Origin of the sequence: Pseudomonas sp. DWP2-2, from assembly GCF_049897065.1 — a bacterium.
Classification (GTDB): Bacteria; Pseudomonadota; Gammaproteobacteria; order Pseudomonadales; family Pseudomonadaceae; genus Aquipseudomonas; species Aquipseudomonas paracarnis.
Map to the genome: position 1 here is coordinate 64,969 of NZ_JAFCVN010000011.1, position 16,141 is coordinate 81,109.

13 protein-coding genes are annotated in these 16,141 nt (G+C 59.6%); 3 read left to right on the forward strand and 10 right to left on the reverse strand.

Annotated features, from left to right (window positions below):
• Positions 1 to 53: 53 nt before the first annotated feature.
• Positions 54 to 314 carry a hypothetical protein gene (locus tag ACP7CZ_RS21340; protein WP_034127718.1) on the reverse strand — a complete coding sequence of 87 codons (261 nt, stop codon included), beginning with the start codon at positions 312 to 314 and terminating at the stop codon, positions 54 to 56.
• Between the two features lie 344 nt (positions 315 to 658).
• Here ACP7CZ_RS21340 and ACP7CZ_RS21345 point away from each other — a divergent pair, with 344 nt between their 5' ends.
• Positions 659 to 1,981 carry a sigma-54 dependent transcriptional regulator gene (locus ACP7CZ_RS21345; protein ID WP_034127717.1) on the forward strand — a complete coding sequence of 441 codons (1,323 nt, stop codon included), beginning with the start codon at positions 659 to 661 and terminating at the stop codon, positions 1,979 to 1,981.
• Positions 1,982 to 2,879: 898 nt separating this feature from the next.
• On the opposite strand, the gene ACP7CZ_RS21350 is transcribed toward ACP7CZ_RS21345, so the two are convergent.
• The 7 genes from ACP7CZ_RS21350 to ACP7CZ_RS21380 form a co-directional block, all read right to left on the reverse strand.
• Positions 2,880 to 4,187, reverse strand: a complete 1,308-nt coding sequence (locus ACP7CZ_RS21350) for a hypothetical protein (protein WP_034127716.1) — start codon at positions 4,185 to 4,187, stop codon at positions 2,880 to 2,882.
• A 49-nt stretch (positions 4,188 to 4,236) separates the two neighbouring features.
• A complete protein-coding gene (locus ACP7CZ_RS21355) occupies positions 4,237 to 4,980 on the reverse strand; it encodes a hypothetical protein (RefSeq protein ID WP_034127715.1) in 744 nt (247 codons plus the stop codon).
• A 37-nt stretch (positions 4,981 to 5,017) separates the two neighbouring features.
• On the reverse strand, positions 5,018 to 5,698 hold the full coding sequence (locus ACP7CZ_RS21360; protein ID WP_019817800.1) for a C39 family peptidase: 681 nt from the start codon (positions 5,696 to 5,698) through the stop codon (positions 5,018 to 5,020).
• 60 nt (positions 5,699 to 5,758) lie between these two features.
• Positions 5,759 to 6,493, reverse strand: coding sequence for a hypothetical protein (locus ACP7CZ_RS21365; protein ID WP_003190893.1), 735 nt, complete (start codon positions 6,491 to 6,493; stop codon positions 5,759 to 5,761).
• 68 nt (positions 6,494 to 6,561) lie between these two features.
• Positions 6,562 to 7,113 carry a hypothetical protein gene (locus ACP7CZ_RS21370; RefSeq protein WP_054897483.1) on the reverse strand — a complete coding sequence of 184 codons (552 nt, stop codon included), beginning with the start codon at positions 7,111 to 7,113 and terminating at the stop codon, positions 6,562 to 6,564.
• A complete protein-coding gene (locus ACP7CZ_RS21375) occupies positions 7,113 to 7,571 on the reverse strand; it encodes a hypothetical protein (protein WP_054897482.1) in 459 nt (152 codons plus the stop codon). Before ACP7CZ_RS21375 ends, ACP7CZ_RS21370 begins: the two co-directional genes overlap by 1 nt.
• A 314-nt stretch (positions 7,572 to 7,885) precedes the next feature.
• Positions 7,886 to 8,884, reverse strand: coding sequence for a FecR family protein (locus tag ACP7CZ_RS21380; RefSeq protein WP_236455599.1), 999 nt, complete (start codon positions 8,882 to 8,884; stop codon positions 7,886 to 7,888).
• A gap of 148 nt (positions 8,885 to 9,032) precedes the next feature.
• On the opposite strand from ACP7CZ_RS21380, the gene ACP7CZ_RS21385 reads away from it, so the two are divergent.
• Positions 9,033 to 9,302, forward strand: coding sequence for a PepSY domain-containing protein (locus ACP7CZ_RS21385; protein WP_014718736.1), 270 nt, complete (start codon positions 9,033 to 9,035; stop codon positions 9,300 to 9,302).
• Positions 9,303 to 9,321: 19 nt separating this feature from the next.
• On the opposite strand, the gene ACP7CZ_RS21390 is transcribed toward ACP7CZ_RS21385, so the two are convergent.
• The gene (locus tag ACP7CZ_RS21390) at positions 9,322 to 14,286 is read right to left on the reverse strand and encodes a dermonecrotic toxin domain-containing protein (RefSeq protein WP_365691831.1); all 4,965 of its coding nucleotides are present in this window, start codon (positions 14,284 to 14,286) and stop codon (positions 9,322 to 9,324) included.
• Positions 14,287 to 14,638: 352 nt separating this feature from the next.
• Here ACP7CZ_RS21390 and ACP7CZ_RS21395 point away from each other — a divergent pair, with 352 nt between their 5' ends.
• Complete coding sequence (locus tag ACP7CZ_RS21395) at positions 14,639 to 15,673, forward strand: Ldh family oxidoreductase (RefSeq protein ID WP_054897479.1); 1,035 nt, start codon at positions 14,639 to 14,641, stop codon at positions 15,671 to 15,673.
• A 31-nt stretch (positions 15,674 to 15,704) separates the two neighbouring features.
• Here ACP7CZ_RS21395 and ACP7CZ_RS21400 read toward each other — a convergent pair whose 3' ends face one another.
• Positions 15,705 to 16,025 (reverse strand): DUF883 family protein, encoded by a 321-nt coding sequence (locus tag ACP7CZ_RS21400; protein WP_019817806.1) that lies wholly within the window; start codon positions 16,023 to 16,025, stop codon positions 15,705 to 15,707.
• Between the last annotated feature and the right edge of the window lie 116 nt (positions 16,026 to 16,141).

The window sequence follows — 16,141 nt, forward strand, 5'->3', positions numbered from 1 at the left end:
ACTGTACAACTTCCAGCTCAAGTTTTACTTGGGCTGGAAGTTGCTGCATTGCATTACTTTGGCATCGCCCAGTGTTGCAACTGGTGGCCATCTTTATCGAGCTCGGCACGGGCCTGCAATAGCAGGTTTTCAAGTTGGGCCGGGTCGGTATAGGCAGTCGACGGCAACTGTTTGCTGCCGATGCGGGTGTTGGTGCGGTCGATGACGCTCAGGCTGAGGGCGCCAACGCCATCGTGCCAGGCCACGCATTGAAAAGGCTGGAAGGCACGGTCTGCAATCAAAAGAGCTTCGTTGATGCGCAGCGGAGCGTTCATTTGGGTCTTCTCTCTGTATGCCCATTCAAGTGAGTACCGGCGGTTGGGCGGACCGTGCGGTGGGTTACTTGTACTGATGCACGATGGTGGGGTGCGGGTCACATGCTAGGGCAAGAAATTTTAACGTTCCCTGATTGACGTCATGTAAGCGGCTGTTTTGAAAGCGCAATAAACCTTTGACTGGCGAGCAACTTCTGGCGCGCTACGAAACAGGCATGGCTTTTTGCCCACGCTTATAGCGAAAGGGTACAAGGTAAGCGTCAAGATCTTGCTAGGGTTACCAACAGTCGACACAAACTGTTGTTTCTAAATAACTTTAACAATATTGGCGCCAAGGAACAGTCATGGTTGCGACACCCGCCCAACGCCGCTTACTGGTGGTCGACCCCTGTGACGATTGCCACGGGTTATTACCCGGCTTACGCACCGCCGGCTGGGAAGTGGACAGCTGTGCCTTGGAGGCGGTAGGTGAGCGCTCCTGCGATGTGGGCCTGCTGCGTTTGCAACGCGATCACTTGGAACGCCCTGAAGCGGTCAAGGAGTTGATTGGTCGCAGCGGCACCGAGTGGATCGCCGTGCTCAGCCAGGATGTACTGCGTTTGCAGAACGTCGGCGATTTTGTCTGCGAATGGTTTTTCGACTTTCACACCTTGCCCTTCGATGTATCCCGGGTGCAGGTGACCCTGGGCCGTGCGTTCGGCATGGCGCGCCTGCGTGGCAAGGGCTACGCCCCGGTGGATGAGCCCCATGAATTGCTGGGCGAAAGCCGTCCCATCCGAGAGTTGCGCAAATTGTTGTCCAAGTTGGCGCCTACTGAGTCCCCGGTGTTGATCCGCGGTGACAGCGGTACGGGCAAAGAGTTAGTGGCCAAGACTTTGCACCGCCAATCCCAGCGGCACGCCAAGCCGTTTGTCGCGATCAATTGCGGCGCCATCCCTGAACACCTGATCCAGTCCGAGTTGTTCGGCCACGAAAAAGGCGCGTTCACCGGCGCCCACCAGCGCAAGATCGGACGTATTGAAGCGGCCAACGGCGGCACCCTGTTCCTCGATGAAATTGGCGATCTGCCGATGGAGCTGCAAGCCAACCTGTTGCGCTTTCTTCAGGAAAAACACATCGAACGCGTTGGCGGCAGCCAGCCGATCCCGGTGGATGTACGCGTGTTGGCTGCCACCCACGTCAACCTCGAGGCCGCGGTGGAGAAGGGCGCTTTTCGCGAAGACCTGTATTACCGCCTGAATGTGCTGCAAGTGGTCACCGCGCCGTTGCGCGAACGCCATGGCGACGTGGCGATGCTGGCCAACCACTTTTCACGTTTCTACAGCCAGGAAACCGGACGGCGCCCGCGCAGTTTCAGCGAAGAGGCTTTGGTGGCGATGGGGCAACACCCGTGGCCGGGCAATGTGCGTGAACTGGCCAACCGCGTGCGGCGCGGCCTGGTGCTGGCCGAAGGGCGGCAGATCGAAGCGGTTGACCTGGGGCTGCAAGGCCAGCAAGTCATTTCGGCGCCGATGGCGACATTGGAAGACTACAAGCACCGTGCCGAACGTCAGGCGCTGTGCGATGTGCTCAACCGGCACAGCGACAACCTCAGTGTCGCGGCCCGCGTGCTGGGGATTTCCCGGCCGACGTTCTACCGGTTGCTGCACAAACACCAGATCCGCTAGGGCGGGTAAACCTAATGTGGGAACTGGCTTGCCTACGAAAGCGGTGGTTCAGTTAAAGCTTCAGTGACTGACACACCGCTTTCGCGGGCAAGCCCGCTCCCACAGGTGATCTGTGCCAGGCGCTGATTCTGTGGGCAATGCATGGCCAATGTGGGAACTGGCTTGCCTGCGAAAGCGGTGGTTCAGTTAGAGATTCAGTGACTGACACACCGCTTTCGCGGGCAAGCCCGCTCCCACAGGTGATCTGTGCCAGGCGCTGATTCTGTGGGCAATGCATGGCCAATGTGGGAGCTCGCTTGCCTGCGAAAGCGGTGGTTCAGTTAGAGATTCGGTGACTGACACTCTGCCTTCTCGGGCAAGCCCGCTCCCACAGGTGATCTGTGCCAGGCGCTGATTCTGTGGGCAATGCATGGCCAATGTGGGAGCTGGCTTGCCTGCGATAGCGGTGGTTCAGTTAGAGATTCAGTGACTGACACTCCGCCTTCGCGGGCAAGCCCGCTCCCACAGGGGATTTGTGTCAGGCGCTGATTCTGTGGGCAATACAGGGCCAATGTGGGAGCTGGCTTCCCTGCGAAAGCGGTGGTTCAGTTAAAGATTCAGTGACTGACACACCGCTTTCGCGGGCAAGCCCGCTCCCACAGGTGATCTGTGCCAGGCGCTGATTCTGTGGGCAATACAGGGCCAATGTGGGAGCTGGCTTGCCTGCGATAGCGGTGGTTCAGTTAGAGATTCAGTGACTGACACTCCGCCTTCTCGGGCAAGTCCGCTCCCACAGGGGATCTGTGCCAGGCGCTGATTCTGTGGGCAATACAGGGCCAATGTGGGAGCTGGCTTGCCTGCGAAGGCGGTAGTGCAGTCACCGATGCAGCAACTGACACACCGCCCGCAGGCAAACCAATCAGAAGTAATACGGGAATTTCAGGCTGAACGTAAAGTCCGGTGCATCATCGGTCATCCCAATCGCCAGGTTCGGCACGATGGTCAGGTTATCCGAGGCGGCAATCGTCATACCCACGTTGAAGTAGCCCGCGTTGGCATCGCTGGACACCACCGATTGCCAGTCGCCGCCATCCGGCTTGAGCTTGCTCTTGCGCTGCACCAGGTCGGAAACCGAGAACGACATGCTCATCTTCTCGTTCAGGGCAAAGGCGACGCCGACCCCGAATTGGAAGCTGTCGCCCAGGCGCACCTTGCCTCCCACCTTCTGATTGACTTGACTGCTGATGTCATCGAACGAGTCTTCAAAGTTGTGGGTGTACGACAACGAACCGAACAGCACGGCCGGGTCGAAGGTCTTGACCAGGGAAATGCCCGGTGTGACCGACCAGACCCCGTTGCCCGTGGGCAGGCTTTCGGGCACGTAGAGGTTGTCGTTGTTCGGTTGCTGGACCAGTTTGATACCAAAAGGCTCCTTGCCCGTCGGTGCCTTGACGCGCACGGATACCACCGCGTCCGGCAAGGTCGAGGTTTCGTCGAGGAACTTGTACGCCACGCCAAAGTTGACATCGCCGATGGTCGGGTCACGGGTCACGGAACCTTCGGAGGTGGCGGTGGCGTCGTTGCCGGCGCCGCCCGACTGGTAGGTGGACTCGCGGTACACCACCGGCACGTTCAGGTCGAACTGCCAGCGGTTGTCGACGTTGTAGCGCCCGGTAAGGTCCAGGGTCCAGCTGTCGGATTTGATCCGGTCCAGGTTGATGTTGCCGAGGAAAATCGAGTCCAGCGCCAGGAAACCATTGAGCGTCAACTGGCGCGCGTCATAACGGGCATAGGTGATGCCGGTTTCCACGCTGAACTTGCCATTGCCGAAAAAGCCGCTGGCTTCGTTGTACAGGTTGCTCACACTTTGCGCAGGGGCCGAGTCGTCCTTGAGGGACTGGCCGTAGGAGCTGCCACCCCCGCCAGCGCCACCGGATGCCGCGGCTGCGCCCGTACCACTAGCCGCGACAGTGTTAGCGCCGTTCTTGAAGTCAGCCGGTGATTTGGCCAGGCGCCTGGGGGCGGGCGTTGCCGGTTGGTCCTCGACCTGACGCACACGTTGTTCCAGCACAGCCAAGGCTTTTTGCTGCACGTCGTAGCGTTGCTTGAGTTCCAGGAGTTCCTTCTTCAGGGTTTCGATGTCAGCGTCTGGCGCGGCATACAGCACGGATGCGGGCAAGAGCGTACTCAAACAAACCACCGCACGTAGCGATAACGATCGATGCATGAAATAAGCCGTCCTTTTCTAATGCGTAAGTGTCGAGGGTCAGCGTAGTTCAATAACCGAGCGTGCGTAGGCCTTTGAGTTGATCCAGGTTGCAGTTCAACGCGGCGTTGTTCAGCCCGTTATTGTTCATCACCACGTTGATCTGGGTGATGTTTCTGACAAGGTTGCTATCGCCGGTCAATACCGTGCCCTGCAGCACGTTCCCCGCGCCGATCTGCTGCAGGCTGTTGCCCTGGTTGTGATTGGCCTGGATGGCCATCTGCACGCCGCCACTGTTGGCCGATACGCTGACACGGCCCGCGGCGCTGTCCCCGGTCACTGTGCCGCCCGCCACCAGCACCTGGCCGGACTGCAGGTTATTGGCGGGGCTAACCCCATTTTCGACGTTGATGCCCACATTGTTGTAGGCGGCGTTGCCATCGCCGGCGGCGCGTACACTTTGGGTCACGCCCTGGCCGCTGCCGAGGCCGGCACCACCGACCACATTTCCGGTGCCCGTGTTGGGGCGCGTGCCTGTACCGGTCGAGCCGGTGGTTTGCACGTAGAACTGTGGGGTAATGGTGGTCTTGTCGATGTGCATGTTGGCCGTGCCCGTGATGTTGTCACCGACGGCATTGGTCCAGGTGCTGCTCATGACAATGCCAAAGCTGATGATGCGCCCCGGCATCACGTAACGGCCACGCAGCTCGGCCATTTCGGCGTCCTTGAGTTCGATGGGCTTGAACCCCGAGGACGCATAAGCAGGCATTGAGGCGGCCAGACACAAGACCGTCAGCCAACGGGAAGTGTTCATCTGCTGCTCCTGGGGCGTCCTGCCCCTTATTGCGCTTCTAGAAGAAGTCGCTCTGGATAAAACCGAAATCCATCAGCTCGGCATCGCCCACAGGCCGGAACTCATTCATCTGGCTCTTGGCGGTCAGCGGCAGGGGCGGGTCGAGCAAGACGTTGGCCTTGTCGTAACCCTCGCCCAGTACGGCGAAGACAATGCCATTCCAGCCTTTGACGAAATCGTCATGGGAATAGCGCTTGTGGCCCAATACGGGGTCACCGATGTACACCCAGTCCTTGTCGGCCCGTTGCAACACCACGAAGTGCTTGTAGCCGCGGATTTCCAGCAGCACCACCACGGGGATTTTCACGGTCAACAGGGTCTCGGGCGCGATCTTGTAGCCCCGGGCACGCATGCCGATGCTTTCGAGGTAGCGCTTCATATCCAGCATGGAAAAGCCCTGGGTTCGTACCAGGTCCTGGTCGGCAGTGACCAGCATGCCTTTGATGATGTGTGCTTCGTCGACGTCCAGCCAATAGGCCTGGCGCAGGATGGTGGCAAGTGCCGCGGCACCGCAGCTGAAATCGGTTTTCTGTTCCACCAGATTGGCGAACCGGCGCTCGCGAATGCTCTCCACCTTCTTGAAAATCACCGCACCGCCGGGCATGGCGGAGATTGCCATGGTGCCTGCCCAGGTCGTGCCGGTGAGTAACATCAGGAGGGTGAGGGTCGCGATACGCATGATCGAATGACCTGTTGGACACTGGAATAAAAAGGGCCTTGTCGCCAAGGCCCCGTTGGATCAGAAGCGCACGCCGCTGGCGCAGACGCTGCAACCTTGGCCGATCGACAGGCTGTTGCTGCCTTGGTTGCCCGCACCGGATTGCAGGTTGACACCTACGTTGCCGGAGTTGCGGTTAACCGAGTTGTCGAGGCTTGCGTTGTTGGACACGTACTGAGGCTTGCCATAACCATGGCTGCTGGCGGCCGTGTTCAGGTAGCTGTTGTTGAGCGAGTTCTGCTCGGTGTTGGAAGCCGCTGCGATGTTCTTGCCGTCAGCGGTGGTGATGGCCAGGTTGTTTTTACCCTGGTTGCCCTGGCCGGCCTGGCCGTTGTAACCCACGTTGCCGGAGTTGCCGGTGATGGAGCCGTCCAGAGAGGCGTTGTTTTGCGTGCCTTTGTTGACGAAGTTGTTATGCGAGCTGCCTTGGTCGACATCAATCACGGCAAACACGGTGGCGAAGTCGCCTTTGGCACTGGAGATGGCGCCGGCGTTGTCAGCCTGGTTTCCGGAACCTGATTGTGCGTTGACCCCGACATTACCGCTGTTGCTATTTACCGAGTTGTCGGCTGATGCATTGTTCTCGGTGTTGGTGTCATCGAATTTGTTGTGTTCGCTTTTTTGCACATCGGTGACGACAGCGGCCACGGTACCGGTGGGTTGTGGGGTTGGATGCCAGCCACCCGCTTGAGCAGCAGCAGCCATGAGTGCGGCGAGAGCGAAAACCATTGGTTTCAGAGCCATTTGAGGTTTCATGGTGTTTCTCCTTGCTTCTAATTAGTTGGTTAAGTGTTGGTACGGTCTAACGAACGTCTACCAAGCGGTTACTTGATAGTGATGCCCAGGGTGTTAGCCACTCGGTTCCCCACCCCGGCACTCTGGTTCACCTGTGTCACTCCTCGGCTGCCGGTGAAGGCCTGGTCGCTGGTCACGACCTGGCGGCTGCCAGTGGTGGGGGTGAGCCCTGAGTCGGTTGCCAGCGTCGTCGTGTTCTGTTGCAACAGGACGCTGTCATCGATGCTCTGCGGGCCAGGGTTGAGGCTGATCCGCACAGCGTTGATGGATTGGTTATTGGCCCCGGCAGACTGGTTGATGCCCAGCACACCGTTGCCACTGCTGAATGAGTTGCCCTGGATCGCGGCCTTGGCGTTCAGGGACGGGTCGACCTTGCCGTCGACGCGCTGGATGTCGAGGTTGGTGGCCTGGCCACCGAGCGCGATGGCGCGGCTGTTGGACATCTGCTGCCCCGTGCCGGCGGCCTGGTTGATCGACAGCACACCGTCGTACTGCTGGCCGCTGTGGTTGATCACCGCGCTGTTGTCGGCCATTGCCGAGGCGCTGCCCAGCAGGGCGAATATCAACAGGGCGCGCTTCATCACTTGCCCCCCATCATGCTGCCGAGGTTGTTGAGCGGCGCCATGCCACGCTGGACCGAGTCGCTGATCTGCCCGCCCATGCTGCCGCCGCTGCCCGCACCGTGGCCGGCCGCTGCGCCAGCGCCAAGTGTCGACATGCTGTTTTGGGTGGCGCCCAGGCCCGACAAGCTGCCATTGGGCTGAAGGGAGCGGGCGAGGCTGGAACCACTGCTGATGCCGCCGATGTCCCTGTCACTGAGTTCGCCGGTCAGGGCGCTGTTGATCTCTTTGCTGGGGTTGGCGTTGGCGGTATTGGGGTAGGGGTCGGGCAGGGAGGTGCGCCCGTACATGTGGCCCTGCACCGTACGCCCGGTCACGATCACACCGTCACCCGCCTGGCTCGTCAGGCTGACACCTGCACTGAGCACGCAACCGATCAGCAGTACGTTTATCGACGAGGTGTGTGTGAGTGTGTTCACGGCGGCAGTCCTTATTCTTAACGCTGACCCTAAACAGCGTTGTCAGGGAAAGAGCAGAAGGCGTGCCGCTTTTTATTAGATGTTGATATTCAAGGGGTTGGGATTAAGTCGGGGCAAAGTGATGGCAACTCTGTTTCAGCGTTGAAACAGTCCTGAGCGCTTGAGATATGCCTGTGCTCGCCTCACGCCGTCTCAGCCATGTAACACTGCCTGTGACAGAACCATGAATCCGCATACGGCGGGCGATGCAGGTGAGGGAGGTGTTTCAAAAATGGACACCCGCGGCCCAAACGTACCGCTTGGCGCGAGCGGGCTCAGCCCTTGGGGGTTTTACGCGGAATGGAATTGAGCACGGGGTTGCCGTCCTGGTTTTGGGTCAGGTAGACCGGCAACACCTTGGGCAGGGAGGGCACGAGGTTGTTGACCTCGTTGATGTTATAGATACCGCCGACGCGAATCGCACCGGTACTGGCGTCTGCAAGCATCACCGGCTTTTTCAGGTAGCGGTTGATCAGGGGCAAGGCGTCCGTGAGGGTCAGGTTGTCGAGCACCAGCTTGCCCTGGCGCCATGCCAGCGCGGTGTCATCGGGATTGATAGCGGCGACCTGTGGGGTGGCGTCACCCTGGCGGAAACTGGCTTGCATGCCTGGGCTAAGCGGCACACTGGCATGCTCGCCGTCGCTGGAGATCTGCACCGAGCCCTCCAGTAACATCACCCGCACCTGATCTTCATATTCCCAGACATTGAACTGCGTGCCGGTCACTCGCACCTGGCCTTCGCCGGCCCGCACGATAAACGGGTGGTTGCTGTCGTGCGTGACGTTGAAGAACGCTTCGCCCTTTTTCAGGGTGACACGGCGCTGGTCCTTGTAATGGCTGTAGACCAACTCGGTGCCCAGGTTCAACTCTACTTGGCTGCCATCGCCCAGGGTGACTTTCTTCAAGCCATTGGCTGCTTCGAACCGTTCATATGAGCTGGGCAACCAGCCCGCTTCCCAGCCGGTGAAGGCGGCAAGCGGCAATGCCGCCAGGCACACCGCTGCGGCCACCGCGTAGGTGCGCAAGCGGCTGGGCGGCTTCTTGATTGGGACCACCACCGCCTCAGGCTTGTCGCGGGGCAGATGGTCGGCCACGTCCCAGATCTCGAGCATGGCTGCATATTCGAAGGCGTGCAGCGGATGGGCATCGTGCCATTGGGTAAAAGCCTGACGTTCACCCGCCGTGCAATCTGCAGCATGCAGGCGCATGCACCAATGCGCGGCGGCGTCGGTGATGGCGTCATATTCGGTTTCTGAAAGGGGCTTTTCGCTCATTAACTCATCCTGATTTCCCACATTCTAACCTCCCAAGGTGGACGGCGAGAACCGCATCATGGCGATTGCACATCAATTGGAACTTATTCTTGTTTGTGTGCGCCTAAAAAATCAGGAATTAACCTGTCGTCCACTATGGAGTACGAAAATGTTGAAGAAAACCTTGATCGCCCTGTGTGCTACTTCCGCGCTGTTGAGCGCTGGCGCCGCCATGGCCGACAAGCCGGGTGCAGGCTGGATCACCATTGAGAAAGCCATCGAGGTGGCGAAAACCAAGGCCGGCTACATTGAGGTCTACGCCGCTGAAGCGGATGACAATGGCTATTGGGAAGTCAAAGGTCGCAAGTCCGATGGCATCGTGTATGAGGCGCGCATCGACGGCGCTTCCGGTAACGTGCTGCGTGACCAGAAAGACTGATGCACTCGCCGGGGGCCGTTCAGGCCCCCGGCTCCAGCTGGCGGCCAAGATGGGTGATCAGGTACGTCACCGAGTCGGCGTTGGCCAGGATGGTGTCAATACGCTTATCAGGGACTGACATGAAAATGATCCTCGCGTCCTGCAGGGTCTTGGCGCCAGTAGCCTTGAAAATTTTCTTTTCAATTGCAGAACCAGGCTTAAAGTCTTCCCACAATTCGGTGAGGCTGTCTTGAGTCTTGAACAACATCGTTGCAGGCGTCATCGTCGATAACGCGGTGCTGCGCAAATCTTCCAGGGTGGTTTTAAGCACTTCGGCGCCGGGCCTTGCGACATTGATCAAGTCTGGGAAGGGTCGCATGCTGTCCAGGTAGGCAATGTCCACGGTGTCGAGCTTCAAGTGCGATAATTCGTGAATCAGCGTGCTGGCCCTGGCGTGCGTCGATATGTTGAACGCCACATTCTCCAGCAGACGGTTCTGGTAGACGTCCAGATTGGGGTCGAAGAATCGGCTCAGCAGATACAGCTTGCGTTCTCTGTCGGCGGGAATCATGAATGCATAATCCGACGCCGGATCCTGTCGGCTGGTGCCCGCGACAAAGCGCATGGAGTTCGGACCGGTCAAGCTGGGGTCGGTGAGTTCATCGATGATCTCGCCGATTATTTTTGTGACTCTCAAGACCTGGTCCGGGGTCAGTGTGACGACACCAAACATTTCCCCTAAAAATCGCCCAACCCGGCTGTCGGGGTCGCGTTGTACAGCAAATTGCGCAACGTTGCGGCGGCAGTTCAGCGCGTAATAAGTCGCAAAGTTCAACGCTTCAGTGATGGCTTGGGCTTTCCAATAGGTCAACGCGCCAATATCGCGGATACCGACCGCTTCAATGTTGATATCCCGTACTTCATTGCGCCACGTCTTGAGGTACGACTGAGCCCTGCCGAAGCGCGGCTCCTGGCCGCCCAGCTCCAGTACCCATATGCCCTGCGCATTACGGCCGATGTACGGCCCCACCTGCTCGTCGTTGGCGAGGCGCCAGTGTTGTGCGGCTTTCTTGACGCTATACACCTTGCCGGCCAGCGGAACATAGTATTTCGAGTTTTCCTGGTCTTCATACACCTGGCTGAGCGTGCTCTTTTTCAGGTCTTGCAACGCCACATCCTGTGCCTCGAACGGCTGCAGCCGGGTGCGCGAAGGGCAGGTGATATGCCAGGTGGCGAGGGTGGTGGCTGCGGGCAGTGACTCATCTGTCAGCTCGGCCAGCGAGCGCTCCTTTTCAGTGGGTGGGGCAATGGCGGTGCCGTCCAGCGCACTGCGCAGGGCGGCCATTTGCGCCACGCCCCTGACGAAATCCTTGAATGCAGCCTTCCACTGGTGTAGCTGCAAGGCTTCGGCCGAGCGCTTGAACAAGGTGTAGCTGCGCCATACCGCCAGCGGGTAGGCGAGTTTGCCGGCCATGAACTGCACCGCCGTCGGGATGTCCTTGCCGAACAGACGCGTTGCGTGATCCCACAGGGTCTTGGCGCCTTCTTCGAATTGGCTGCCCAGCACCTTGAGCAACATCAATGTGTTTTCACTGAACAGGTAATGCAGCACATTGCCCGTCACTGCCGAAGCGGCCAGGCGGATATCGGGCGGGCTATGCTGGTTGTTTTTCAGCAAGTGGCGGTAAGTGGCCTGATGCGGATCTTCCAGGTGCATAAGCACCCAGTCCTGCAGGGCGCCTGGCCCTTGTATCTCATCCAGTAAGCCCGTTTCATCCGCGTATTCCTTGAACACATGCTGTTCGCTGTACGGCGCGTAGAGCACCCATGGACCCTCGCCGGGAAACTGCGGGCCGATCAGGTACACACCCAGCACCTTGGCGGTACTGGCGCCTTCGGTGGCGATCAGTTCCAGCGGTCGAATCGTCGCCGTGGACCCGCTGAGTGAAGCTCGGGCCACGGCGTCCGGCATATCGAAAATCTGCTGGACCAGGCTCAAGGCTCGCGTGGAAAGCTGCTCCTGCAACCTTTGCTCGTGGGCGTGTTGCAGCGCTTGCCACGGCAACTGACGGCAAAACAGACGCCTGCGTTGGCGTGCATCATCGGTTTGCGCCTCAAGGTGGCTTCGCACCTGTTGCTGATAAGCGCTTTTGAGATCCAGCTGGCGCACCATTTGTATCACGGCACTTGCGTCCAGGGCTTGCGGTAATGGCTTTGCCGTGCGTGAACGCGGGCGGATGTGTTGAACGGTCAGATCTGGCCAGTGCCGCAACGCAAAGTCGGTCAGGTTGTCGACATTCACATCGAGCACTGCATCGGTGGGGATCAGGATGTGATCGGGGTTGAGCGCCTGGCCGGGAAAGCGCGCCTCAAGCAGCGCCATCAGCGTGGTGAAGGCATAAGCACGCAGGGGTTGGATGTCATGCAGGTAGTCGTGTTCATCGTCGGCGTTGTTGCAGTATTGCTCCAGAAGCTCGGCCTGATGGATTTGGTCCTGGACCGGCGCCATCCCCAGCCACAGTGGCAGTGCCTGCTGGTTGACCATGGCATCGGCCAATGTGATTGCCCTGCCAAGGTTAGTGGGCGGAGGCTGTTCGATGACGGCGTCCAACCGGTCCTGCAAGGCACGGGCGCGCAGGCCCATGGATTGCAGGTGATCCACGCCTTCCATGACCGCGTCGTTGTAGCTGTCTACTCGGTCATTCAACAGGTCCTGATCAATACGTTGCAGCGGGCCCTGGCTAAATGCCTGATGGGGCTCGCGCAAGCAGAACGGCAGATTCTCCAGCAGGCTCAAGCTGTTGAGTGGGTGCGCCAGGCGCTGGGTGATTTCATCGCGCAGGGCGTTGATCGAGGCAAAGACTTCGTAGCCCAGGCGCGGGGTCCAGAGCAGCGCCTGGCCCGAGCGCTGCGGGTCGATACCGCCGCGCTCAGTGATCACGAACGTATTGGCCAGCGGTTGTGGCGTATCGACGGCGTTCAAGTCCAACGTCAAGCCATAGGCATCCGGCAAAAATCCGTTAAGGCCATGGCGTGTCAAGCGCGACAGACTGTCGGGCTGAAATAGCGTGTCGAGAATGGCCTGGCTTGTGGGCGCCAGGGTTTTATCCAGCGACCTCAGCTCGGCTTCGCTGCGTAACCCTACCAGCATCGAGTGGGCGTGTTTGGCGTGAGTCTTGACGAGAAACTCATGGGGTTGCTGGCGCATGGCGTGCTTGGAAAACAGCAGCAGGACGCGCTCGATGACGGTGTTGAACGTCTTGAGCGTCATGCTTGGCAATTGCATGAAGACATTGCCTTCGCCCCGTGTATAGAACTTCGTCCTGGACGAGAAGGGCACCGCAGGCGCCTCTTGGGCCAGGCGTTCAATGAAGTGCTCAAGCATGCTCAATGACTGCACTGCCGGACGCTCTTCACGCTCCTGGGCACGCGTGGCGTAGGTATTGATATACACCTCCTCGGCTTTGACTGGCTGTTGCTGCAGTTGCAGTTCAGCGTTGAGCGTGTCAGCGACGATGCTACGTAAGGTCGGGTGATGCGCGCGCTCCATCGCCAGCGCACGCTCAATCGCCCGCAGGTTCTGAAGCTGCAGCCGGGCGCGCTCGGCCTTGACGGTCGAAGGGCGGCCATTACCGCGGGTGACCGGATGCAAGGTCCAGCGCCCGTTGGTCTCCAGTGTGGCCAGTTGATTGTCCAGCAAGGCACGTACGTCCAGGGCACTGTCGAGCAGGGCTGCGAGGTCCACTTGGCCATCGCTGCGCCGGTAGATTTCCAGGGCGTGGTTAAGGTTCTCCGTTTGCTTGCGCGCAATGTCTTGTACCAAGGTCACGAACACATTGCCGGGTATCGGCCTTGCCGCGACGGCGATCGGGTCCAGGCCGAGCAGCGTGTCGCGCTCATCCAATGAGAGGAAGTTGAGCCATTCGTCCTCGTAGCCTTCGGCCTTGAGCATGCTCAATAACAGGTCTTTGAGGTCGTCGAGGTTTTCCAGCACCTGTAACCCGCGCGATTGGGTGTAGAGGTACGCGTGGTGCTCGGTGATCATCAAGGTGCTCGCCGGTTCAACGTAATGTTGATGGGGGGCATAAAGGCGCACCTTTTCCACGCTGAGGTTTTCGGCATGGGCGCTGCGGGCGCTTTGGTCGCTGAGGAGCAGGGCCTGAAATGCGTGGCTTTCCTCGGCGGTAATAATCTCGCCCTGGCGCTTGAGCAACACATCGAGGCGAAACTTCTGCGCCACGACCTGGGCAAAAAAATCCACGCGCGAGGTGCCGCTGTCGATATCTTCATTCCAGTAGGTCTGCAGCAGGCTTTCCAACAGCTTCGAGAAAGTACTGGAGCTTTGTTCGATCAAGGCTTCCCAACGCTGGTGATCTTCTTCCCGTTCGGAGGCAGTGAAGCCAGTGGTGTCATGTTTTGGGTTCGAGTATTCGCGTGTCTGCCCTTTGGGCCACCCATGGCGCACATAAAATTGCAGCAGCGCTTCGCTCAAGGTCAGCGAGTTGACCCAACGTGGCGTTGCTTGCTCAGCTTCGCGGGTGAAGACATTGACCCGTGTGTCCCGTTGATCCAGGTGTTTGAAATGGGGGCGGGCCATGACGCTCAGCAGCGTGTCGAGCATGTCAGGCAAGGTCGGGGTTTTTTGCAGGTGGTCGAGCATGGCCTTGACGTTATCCAGCTGGCAGGCCTGGAGCATGCGTGCTTGCTCCGGCATGACTTCACCCTCGATGAGCTGAGTGGTCAACACCATGGGCGTGTCAGCGCCCAGCGCATTGCGTTGGTCCATCGACAGGTAGCTCAGCAAAGGGGCGCTCTGCAGTGGGTCTTCCAATTGCTCGATCAACTCGCTCAGCAGGGCGGCGTGGCTGTCATAGACCTGTATGCCGTTATCCGGGGTGTAGAGCAACGCCTTGGCGGCGTCGGGTGTCGGGCTGATCGCGAACGCGCCGGCAAGGGGGATGGGGGGCTTGCCGGAAATGTTGATCAGGACCTTTTCAACGCGCATGGGGTGATCGTGCCGGCTTGTGTCCTGCCGAGACGAGACTCGTCGGTAGCCAGGTAAAGGTTGTACAGCCAGTCAAGGTCTTTGGCGGTGAGCCCTAGCGTGCGTTCACGAGCGGTGGGCGAGGCTTTGCCTTGGGGTTTGAGAAACTCAGGGAAGAAATACGGGGGGGTTAAGCGAACCACAGCCTGTCTCCGGCGTGCCAGGAAAAGCACAGGGTAGGCAGGCGCCCGTGGTGCAAGGCGGTAAATATTCAGCGCTGCGCACGTTGACAACGCAGAGCGTGCGTGGTGTTTAATCGAGGGTCTGGATGTCCCATTCGTTGCCCCTTCCAATCATAAAAACGGAGCTTCAAATGTCTGCGCAGTCGACAGTTGCCACCGCTTGTGCCTCGATCCGCTTTGCTGAACTGGTGGAGTTACTTCAACAGGTCTTCGTCCGGCACGGCACATCGCCGCAGGTTGCTGCGATTCTTGCGCACAACTGCGCAAGTGCCGAGCGTGACGGTGCCCACAGTCACGGTATTTTTCGCATCCCCGGTTACCTTTCGACGCTGGCCAGTGGATGGGTCAACGGCACCGCCGTCCCCAGCGTGACCGATGTGGCCTCAGGCTTTGTGCGCGTCGACGCGGGCAATGGTTTTGCCCAGCCGGCCCTGGCAGCGGCGCGCCCGTTGCTGGTGGAGAAGGCACGCAGCGCCGGCATCGCGTTGCTGGCGATCCATAACTCCCATCACTTTGCAGCCCTGTGGCCGGACGTCGAGCCGTTTGCCGAGGACGGGCTGGTGGCACTCAGCGTGGTCAACAGCATGACCTGTGTGGTGCCCCACGGCGCGGATCGCCCGTTGTTCGGCACCAACCCTATCGCGTTTGCGGCACCACGGGCCGACGGTGCGCCGATTGTGTTTGACCTGGCCACCAGCGCCATGGCCCATGGCGACGTGCAAATCGCCGCACGCAAAGGCGAGCGGTTGCCACCGGGCATGGGCGTCGATAGCCTCGGTCAGCCGACCCAGGACCCTAAAGCCATTCTGGAAGGCGGCGCACTGTTGCCATTTGGCGGGCACAAGGGTTCGGCACTGTCGATGATGGTCGAGTTGCTGGCGGCAGCGTTGACGGGCGGCAACTTCTCTTTTGAATTCGATTGGACGGACCACCCAGGCGCGCGTACGCCATGGACAGGCCAGCTTCTGATCGTGATCGACCCGAGTAAAACCGCAGGGCAAAGCTTCGCCCAACGCAGCCAGGAGCTGGTGCGGCAGATGCATGCGGCGGGGTTGCGTCGATTGCCGGGGGACCGACGCCATCGTACGCGGGCGAAGTCGCAGGAAACCGGGATCGAACTGGACGCGCAGGCGTTGCGCGAGTTGAGGGCGTTGGCGACGGGGTGAAACAGGCTGCGCGATGCGCAGCCTAAATGGATCAGTTACGGCGACCCAGCAACAGGCCGACCACCAGGCCAAAGCCTGCGGAAATGGCCACGGTCTGCCATGGGTGCCCACCGATGTAAGTCTCGGTGGCATCCACAACCGGCTTGCTGCGTTCACGCACGTTGGACACCGATTCCAGGGCTTGCTTGAGTTTGATGGCAACCTGCTCGCGCAGGGTTTCACCTTCCTCGCCCACCAGGGATGCGCTGCTTTTAAGCAGTTTGTCCGACTCTTCGATCAATGCGCTCAGTTCGCTGAACGCTTGGTCCTTGATTTGATCTTCGACAGCTTGGGCGGCGGTTTTGCGGGCCATTGAGTGACTCCTTGCAGGTGGATGTGGCAGTGAACAATGGAGTATCGGGCGGTGGCAAAAGTTGCAGTTTTTTTGCCGGCGCGCTCATCCGAGGCAAAATCCGGATCGGGAACTTT